This is a genomic window from Streptomyces sp. WAC06614 (genome assembly GCF_003949795.1).
Taxonomy (GTDB): domain Bacteria; phylum Actinomycetota; class Actinomycetes; order Streptomycetales; family Streptomycetaceae; genus Streptomyces.
Window position 1 is genome coordinate 1 of the sequence record NZ_RPRY01000624.1, and the last position, 1,760, is coordinate 1,760.

At 74.0% G+C, this 1,760-nt stretch carries 1 protein-coding gene and 1 pseudogene; one reads left to right on the plus strand and one right to left on the minus strand.

Annotated elements, in window-relative coordinates; translation table 11 throughout:
- Window positions 1–331: 331 nt before the first annotated feature.
- A pseudogene (locus EF918_RS35390) lies at window positions 332–1,033 on the minus strand (phosphatase PAP2 family protein); the annotation flags it as partial.
- A 165-nt stretch (window positions 1,034–1,198) separates the two neighbouring features.
- Between EF918_RS35390 and EF918_RS35395 the strand changes: the two are divergent.
- The coding region (locus EF918_RS35395) for a TetR/AcrR family transcriptional regulator (protein ID WP_148141349.1) at window positions 1,199–1,760 on the plus strand (562 nt) is incomplete at its 3' end.

Genomic DNA, 1,760 nt, shown 5'->3' on the forward strand with positions numbered 1-1,760 from the left:
CCGCCCCGCCCCCCGCGCCGGCCCGGCCCCCCGGCCCGCGCAGGGCCCGCGGCGGCGCCGGAAGGGCCGGGCCGGAGCCCACCACTCCAGCACCGCTGACACGGCCCGGGCCCCCGCCGGCCGCACCGGCCCCGCCGCCGGCCGAACCAGCCGTGCCGGCCGAACCAGCCGTGCCGGTCGAGCCAGCCGTGCCGGTCGAGCCAGCCGTGCCGGTCGAGCCAGCCGTGCCGGTCGAGCCAGCCGTGCCGGTCGAGCCAGCCGTGCCGGTCGAGCCAGCCCTGCCGGACGAGCCCGCCGAGCCGCCGACCCCCCGCGGCCGAGGCACCAGCAGCAGCGCCACCCCGAGCAGTGCGGCGGCCACGAGCGAGTCGAGCCAGTAGTGGTTGGCCGTGCCCACGATCACGACCAAGGTGACCAGCGGGTGCAGCAGCCACAGGGCGCGCCGGCGGGACCGCGTGACGGCGATCATCCCCAGGGCGAGCATCACGGCCCAGCCGAAGTGCAGCGACGGCATGGCCGCGAACTGGTTGGCAGTGGTGTCGGTGGCCGGGGAAGGCCCGTAGACCGAGGGCCCGTACACCTGCGCGGTGTCGACCAGCCCGGCCGCGGCGAGCATCCGCGGCGGCGCGAGGGGGAAGGCGAGGTGCAGGCCGAGGGCCGCGCCGGTGAGGAGGGTCAGCACCCGCCGGGTCCACAGGTAGTGCGCGGGACGGCGCAGGTAGAGCCAGACCAGGAACAGGGCGGTCGCCGGGAAGTGGACGGCCGCGTAGTAGGTGTTCGCGGCGCGCACGAGGGTGTCCCCGTGCAGCAGCAGTCCCTGGACGGAGCCCTCGCCGGGCAGGTGCAGGGCGCGCTCGGCGTCCCAGAGCCGGTCGGCGTTGCGGAAGGCGTCGGCGGCGCGGTCCGCCGAGAGGGCCCGGCCGGCCTTGTACACGGCGAAGAGTGCGCCGACCAGCAGCACCTCACGTATGAGGCGGCGGCGGGCGGCCCCTGGTCCGGCCGGGGCCCCGGCCTCGTCGCTGCGGGCGGTCATCGCCGGCCCTTCTTCCTGTCGTCCACCAACCATCGAGACACTTGCGTATCGGTACAATACCGTATCGATACATGGCTGTATCGATGCCCAGGGTTCCCCTTAAACTGCAGCTGGACACGGACCTGACCGGTCATCGCCGAGGCATTCCGAAAAGAGCCGCCACCCATGACGTCGACCAGCGCGCGCCGCTCCAAGATCACACCGGAGCGGGAGCAGGAGTTCTTCCAGGCGGTCCTGGACGAATTGCGCGAGCACGGCTACGACGCCCTGACCATGGAACGCGTCGCAGCCCGCGCGAGCTGCGGCAAGTCCACGCTCTACCGGCAGTGGCAGACCAAACCCCGGCTCGTCGCCGCCGCGCTGCGCGCCCACCGCCAGGGCGCCGTGGCCGAGGTGGACACGGGGTCGCTCGCCGGCGACCTGCGTGAGACGGCCCGGATCGCGGCGTGCACCTCCGGCCGCGACACCCGCCTCACGCACGCCCTCGGGCATGCCGTGCTCTACGACGAGGAGCTCCGCTCCGCCCTGCGCGAAGCGATCGTCGAGCCGGAGGTGGCCGCCCTCGGCGCGATGGTCGAGCGGGCGGTGCGGCGCGGCGAGATCCGCGCGGACCATCCCGCCGTGGAGTTCCTCCCGGCCCAGCTGATGGGCGTCCTGCGCATCAGGCCCGTCCTGGAAGGCCGCTACGCCGATGCCGAGTACCTGGTCATGACTCTTATACACATCT